The 6,046-nt window shown below is 63.9% G+C and carries 6 protein-coding genes; 3 read left to right on the forward strand and 3 right to left on the reverse strand.

Going from position 1 to position 6,046, the window contains the following annotated elements:
- Positions 1 to 13: 13 nt before the first annotated feature.
- Positions 14 to 780, reverse strand: a protein-coding gene (locus I8N66_RS35355) for an IS5 family transposase (RefSeq protein WP_291164585.1) whose coding sequence is annotated in 2 segments (ribosomal slippage) — positions 14 to 441 and positions 441 to 780 — 768 coding nt in all. Because the reading frame shifts where the segments join, the coding sequence is not laid out codon by codon here.
- Between the two features lie 187 nt (positions 781 to 967).
- On the opposite strand from I8N66_RS35355, the gene I8N66_RS35360 reads away from it, so the two are divergent.
- Positions 968 to 1,630 (forward strand): LysE family translocator, encoded by a 663-nt coding sequence (locus I8N66_RS35360; protein WP_291164587.1) that lies wholly within the window; start codon positions 968 to 970, stop codon positions 1,628 to 1,630.
- A gap of 142 nt (positions 1,631 to 1,772) precedes the next feature.
- Here the strand turns inward: I8N66_RS35360 and I8N66_RS35365 are convergent, their stop codons facing one another.
- Positions 1,773 to 2,222, reverse strand: coding sequence for a hypothetical protein (locus tag I8N66_RS35365; RefSeq protein WP_291164590.1), 450 nt, complete (start codon positions 2,220 to 2,222; stop codon positions 1,773 to 1,775).
- Positions 2,223 to 2,829: 607 nt separating this feature from the next.
- Here I8N66_RS35365 and I8N66_RS35370 point away from each other — a divergent pair.
- Both I8N66_RS35370 and I8N66_RS35375 read left to right on the forward strand, forming a co-directional pair.
- Positions 2,830 to 4,059 carry a PLP-dependent aminotransferase family protein gene (locus I8N66_RS35370; protein WP_291164593.1) on the forward strand — a complete coding sequence of 410 codons (1,230 nt, stop codon included), beginning with the start codon at positions 2,830 to 2,832 and terminating at the stop codon, positions 4,057 to 4,059.
- 265 nt (positions 4,060 to 4,324) lie between these two features.
- The gene (locus I8N66_RS35375) at positions 4,325 to 5,095 is read left to right on the forward strand and encodes a siderophore-interacting protein (RefSeq protein ID WP_291164596.1); all 771 of its coding nucleotides are present in this window, start codon (positions 4,325 to 4,327) and stop codon (positions 5,093 to 5,095) included.
- Between the two features lie 102 nt (positions 5,096 to 5,197).
- On the opposite strand, the gene I8N66_RS35380 is transcribed toward I8N66_RS35375, so the two are convergent.
- On the reverse strand, positions 5,198 to 6,046 hold an 849-nt coding region (locus I8N66_RS35380), incomplete at its 5' end, for an MFS transporter (protein WP_291164599.1).

Raw genomic sequence — 6,046 nt, forward strand, 5'->3', positions numbered from 1 at the left:
CTAGGGTCCGGACTCAATTGCACCAGTAGGTGAGCGTGGCAGCGATTAGAGCTGCTGCGAGGAAATTTCTTGCCAGTTTGTCATACCGGGTGGCAATGCGCCGCCAATCCTTGAGCCTGCACCAGAGGCGCTCGACGAGGTTTCGGGCCTTGTATAGCTCACGATCGTAGGGGATCGGCGCACGCCGGTTCGTGGTTGAAGGAATGACGACGATGGCGCCATTGGCGGCAATGGCAGCGCGGATGGCGTTGGTGTCGTAACCGCGGTCAGCGATGAGCCGATCGAAGCGACCTGCAGCCCGCTCGATCAAAGCGCCTGCCATGTTCATGTCGTTGATGTTGCCAGCCGACAGCATGAGCAGCCTTGGTCGGCCCTGGGCGTCGGTCAGTCCATGCAGCTTGCTCGTACGGCCACCACGCGAAACACCTATGGCTTGGGCGAAGGCCCCCCTTTTGCGCCGGCGGCAGAGCGGTGCGCCTTGATATGAGTGGCGTCCATTGCCACCGTGCCCCAGATGCCGTTGTGACCGGTCAGCGCCTCGAACAGGTCGAGCCAGATACCCTGTCGACTCCAGCGGTTGAAGCGATTGTAAACGGTGGTGTAGGGCCCATACTCAGGAGGGCAGTCGCGCCAGCGGGCACCGCACTTGAGCATGTGCACAATACCAGAGATCACCCGGCGGTCATCAACCCGATGTGCGCCCTTGCGTCCTCGCGGCAACAATGGCTCGATCCGAGCCCACTCCGCACCGCTCAACCAGGTCAACTGCCGCTGCTTCATCAAGGCCTCCAACTCCAAGACCTTGAATCACAATTTGGCAGAACCTGGAATCCCTATTGAGTACAGACCCTAGACGAAGATGGCGGCAGGCGAAGAAAAAAGTCGGCCCGCCGTCACCGCGCGGCTGATCGACAGGCCGGAAGCTTCCGGCTAAGCGTGTGAATGCTGACCCGAACCGGAATCTCCGATGGCCGATCTTCCCATTCTCCTGACCTTCGTTGCCGCACTATTCGTTCTCGAAATCACGCCCGGTCCGGACATGATGCTGGTTCTCGCACGCGGGATCGGGCAGGGCCGCCGCGTGGCGCTGCTGACGGTCGTCGGCATGGTGTTCGTTGCGGGCGTGGTGCAGGTGAGCCTGCTGGTTCTGGGGGTCGCCTCGCTGCTGAAGGCCTATCCCGCCGGTCTCCTGTTGCTGCAATGGGTGGGCGCTGCCTACATGCTCTCTCTCGGTGCACGGATGGTCTCGTCGAGTTTCGGCAAGGCTGCCACCAAGAAGCGGCTGGCAGCGGCCGACGTCTCCGATTGGCGCGCGGTTCGCGAGGGAACGATCAACAGCCTGACGAACCCGAAGTCGCTGCTCTTCATGTTCGCTTTCCTGCCGCAGTTCGTCGACCCGGCTGCCGGCCCGGTGTGGCTGCAGCTTGCCGTGCTCGGCACCGTGCAGAAGCTTGCCGGCATCCTTTCGCTCGGTTCGGTCGCGCTCGCTTCGGGTACGGTCGGGCAGGCGCTCTACCGTTTTCCGACGCTGCTCGTCTGGCAGCAGCGCTTCACCGGTGCGGTCATGCTCGGGCTCGGTTTCCGGCTTCTGTTCACAGGCAACGCCAGCGCACCTGCGGTCAGAACGTGACGCGGCGCCTGCCCCCGCTGATGGCGGGGACAGCGCATTGGGCGATCTGGCGGCAACAGGTCGAATGCCCGGCGGAATGCCGTGCTCTCAATCGTCGTGTTGGTCGTGGCCGGTTGCTGCGAGACCGATCCTTCCTACGGCCTCACTTGGCCGCCTGGGTGGTGCCGAGGACGTAGTCTCCGTCCCAGTGCCAGATCTGCTTGTCGTCGACCGTGACCTTGACGATCGCCTGGAAGCCCGCGAGCGTGCCGCTGCCGGCATGGAACGCGCAGGCGCCGAGCGGCGGCTTGGCCGTATCGTAGACGACGCAATATCCGAGCGCCGAGTCACCGTTTCCAACCGAGATGACGGCGGTGCTGCTGGAGAAGAGGGGATTGGCGACCACCGGTCCATAATAGAGGATCTTGGTGCCAGCCGGGATCGCTTCGAGGTTCGACTCCGTGATGGTGCAGAAGCTCGGGGTGTCGCCGGTGAACTGGCTGCACTCCTTGGCGATCTTGAGGGGGTGCGTTTCCGGTGCTGCGGGTGCGGCGGACGCCGCTTGCGCCAGCGCGAGGATCGCGCCAGCTGACAGGATAAACAGTCTGCTCATAGCCTAGTCCCTCCGGTCGAATTGAGGGCCGGAATTTTACTCCTCAGCTAAACTGCCGGCAATTTGCCCCTTTGGATCATAGGCTGGCGAACCGATCCGATGGGCCCCAGCAGGACGTCATCCGCAAGCGCCGTTCTGCGAGGTTGAAGGGGCAGGGGTATCGTGCGCTTGCTGCCGCCAAGCCGGTGTCCGTCCCGAAGGACGCACGGACATGAAGGACGATCACGGGGCACGTGATTGTGCGCCCAGCTTGGGGCGAGCGGCAGGGATCTCCCCTGTCAGGCTCTGCTTGCATTGCGGCGGAGTGCGTGGCATTCCGGTTGAACTGACGTAACGTCAGGTCCTGGACGCAACGTTCGAAGTGGCCAAAAGCCCGAAAAAAGCACGGAATTAGGTCAATAATATTGACATAAATTAACCGTCGTGGTCCTGTCGCATCACCGTCCAGAGCATCCTGCTTTCAAGGGGGGTCGCTCGAAGCGGAAAGATGCTCTAACAAAAAACCAGAGCGTCCTTTGTGCGTTCACACGAACGCACGGCGCTCTAGAATGACGCGGGAGGAAGCGGAGAACCGCTTTCCGCACTATAATCTCTGAGGAAACGACCCATGCTGGATTGGGAACATATCTTCGCGACGCGCTCGAGCCGGATGCGCGCCTCGGAAATCCGCGAACTCTTGAAGCTGCTCGACCGCCCCGACATCATCTCGTTTGCCGGTGGCATTCCCGATCCGGCGCTGTTCCCGGATGCGGAATTCAAGGACGCCTATGCGGAAATCTTTGCCGGCCCGACCGTAGGCGCGGCGCTGCAGTACTCGGTCAGCGAAGGCTACAAGCCGCTGCGCGAATGGCTCGCCAAGCAGATGGCGGCGCTCGGTATTCCCGCTGGCGTCGACAACATCTTCATCACTTCGGGCTCGCAGCAGGGCCTAGACTATCTCGGCAAGCTGTTCCTGTCGCCGAACGACACGGCGCTCGTCACCTGGCCGACCTATCTCGGCGCGCTGCAGGCCTTCAATGCCTATGAGCCGACCTACGACCAGCTGAACCCGAACGGCAACCGCACGCCGGAGGCCTACCGCCAGGCGGCAGGCGAAGCCGGCGGCCGCGTCAAGTTTGCCTATCTTTCTGCCGATTTCGCCAACCCGACCGGCGAGACCGTGGACCGGGCTGGCCGCGAGCGCGTGCTGGCACTGGCCGAAGAGCTCGACATTGCCGTCATCGAAGATGCGGCCTACCAGTCGCTGCGCTACGACGGCGAGCCGATCCCGCCGATCCTGGCGCTCGAAATCGCCAAGAAGGGCGACATCAACAACACCCGCACGATCTATTGCGGCTCGTTCTCCAAGACGCTCGCTCCCGGCCTTCGCGTCGGCTGGGTCGTCGCCTCGGACAAGGTGATCCGCAAGCTCGTCTTGATGAAGCAGGCCGCCGATCTGCACTCGTCGACGATCAACCAGATGGCGATCTGCACCGTTGCCGAGCGCGGCTTCGACCAGCAGGTGGCCAAGATCCACCGGGTCTACAAGCAACGCCGCAACGCGATGCTCGCAGCGCTTGCAAAGTACATGCCCGAAGGCGTTTCCTGGACGAAGCCGGAAGGCGGCATGTTTGTCTGGGTCACGCTGCCGAAGGGCATGGATGGCGCAGCACTGCTGGCGAAATCGATCGAGACCGCCAAGGTCGCCTTCGTTCCCGGCCGCGCCTTCTTTGCCGACGGCTCGGGCGAGAACACGCTGCGCGTTTCCTTCTCCTGCGCCAACGAGCAGATGATCGACGAAGGCATCCGCCGTCTCGGTGACCTCGTGCGCGGCGAAGTCGCGGCTCTGGCCGCTTAAGGCCTCGAACGCTCCTGTTTTGAGAAACGCGTCCGCTCCGGCGGGCGCGTTTTCTTTTGTCTGGTAAAACCTTCCTGTTTTAGTCAAGATGACGCATTGATCGAAGCGGGGCCTTCCGATAGTTAGAACGTGACATGACCGGGCCACTCCCGGCCACGTAAGCGTTAACGTCACTCAACGCGTATGATCGAACGGCCAGAAGCGGCTTCGATCTGCGCGACTGTGTCCTGCGGATCGAGCTTTCAAGGCCCTCCAAAGGATGCAAATGGACAATTCTCCCACCTATTCCGATCTCCCTCAGCCGCGCATCGAGCGTGTTCGCCATGAGCTGAAGCGCCGCTCGCTCGTCGTTTCCGGCATTGAACGGGTGACGCCGGGCATGCTCCGGATCACGCTTTCCGGCGAGGATCTCGCCGACTTCGTCAGCCTCGGGGCGGATGACCACATCAAGGTCTTCGTGCCGGGCGCCGATGGCACCGAAGAACGCCGGGACTATACGCCACGGCGCTACGACAACGACGCACGCATGCTGGCGCTTGATTTCGCGCTGCACGAGGCGGGCCCTGTGACCGCCTGGGCGATGGCGGCCTCCGTAGGGGACAAGCTCGAAATCGGCGGGCCGCGCGGTTCGGCGGTCGTGTCTGGAGATTTCAGGCGCTGGCTGCTGATCGGCGACGAGACGGCACTACCGGCGATCGGGCGGCGGATCGAGGAGACGCCGGCCGGCCATCAGGTCACCAGCATCGCGGCTGTCACCGGGCTGGACGAGCGGCAGAAATTCCGCACCGAGGCGGCGCTCACCACCCATTGGGCCTATCGCCCGCTCGTTGAAGCGCACGATCCCGGAGCGCTGCTTGCGGTCGTGCGTCAGGTTCCGCTCGAGCCCGGCACCTTCGTCTGGGTCGCGGCAGAAGCGACGGTGACGCGGGCGATCCGCGCCCATTTCGTCGAGGAGCGCGGCCTGCCGCTTTCCTGGCTCAAGGCCTCCGGCTACTGGGTGAAGGGCAAGGCGGACAGTACCGAGAAGTTCGAATAGCCGCTGGACGTGGGGTCGATCGCCGAGGACAGCCTGGCGATCGACCACGTTCGCTTGCCGGGCGCTCCGCTGTAGCAGGGCCGCAGCCGGCGTCGGGCTTACTCAGCCGCGGCGATTGATCAGCTGCGCAAGCAACGTCAGCACGGCGAGTGCGAGGATGACGACAACGCCGGGATAGAGCATTGCAAGCTCGGTGCCGGGCGTGATCGCAGCGGTGACGACGGCAAGGCCGCAGGCGCCGCCGACCTGCAGCGCGCTGTTGAGCAGACCGGCGGCAAGCCCCTGTTCCTCATCGGCGACGCCGTTGGTGCCGGTGACCATCAGCGCCGAGATGCTGAGTGCAAAGCCGATGCCCCAGAGGAGCGAAGCCGGCAGGAGCACGGTCCACAGATCGGGCGTCGGGCCGATGCGCAGCATCATGAGATAGCAGGGCACGAAGGCCACAAGGCCGACCATCAGCACGCGGTTGACGCCGAAGCGGTTCATCAGCGCGCCGAGCTTCGGCCCGAGGATGACGACCATGAGGCCGGCCGGCAGCAGCACCAGCGCCATGTGCAGCGGTTTCCAGCCGTGCAGGTTCTGCAGGTAGAGCGCCATCAGGAACTGAAAGCCCATGGCACCGCCATAGAGCAGGGCGGCGCTGACATTGGCTGCAACCAGGCTTTTGTTGCGGAAGATCCCGAGCCGGATCAGTGGCTCGGCGACACGGCGCTCGATCAGCACGAAGGCGGGGAGGAGCAGGGCGGAGAGCGCAAGGCCACCGATCGTGCGCAGCGAGTTCCAGCCGGCATCGGCCGTCGCGGCGACGGTGAAGACGAAGAGCAGCATGCCGGCGACGAGGGTGACGGCGCCGGCGATATCGGGCCGCAGGCGTGCGGTGCGCGGCGGGTCCGGCGGAAGAAATCGCAGGGCGGCGATCATCAGGAGCACGGCGTTCGGCGCCGGCAATAC

The sequence above is a fragment of the Ensifer sp. SSB1 genome (assembly GCF_016652895.1).
Classification (GTDB): Bacteria; Pseudomonadota; Alphaproteobacteria; order Rhizobiales; family Rhizobiaceae; genus Ensifer.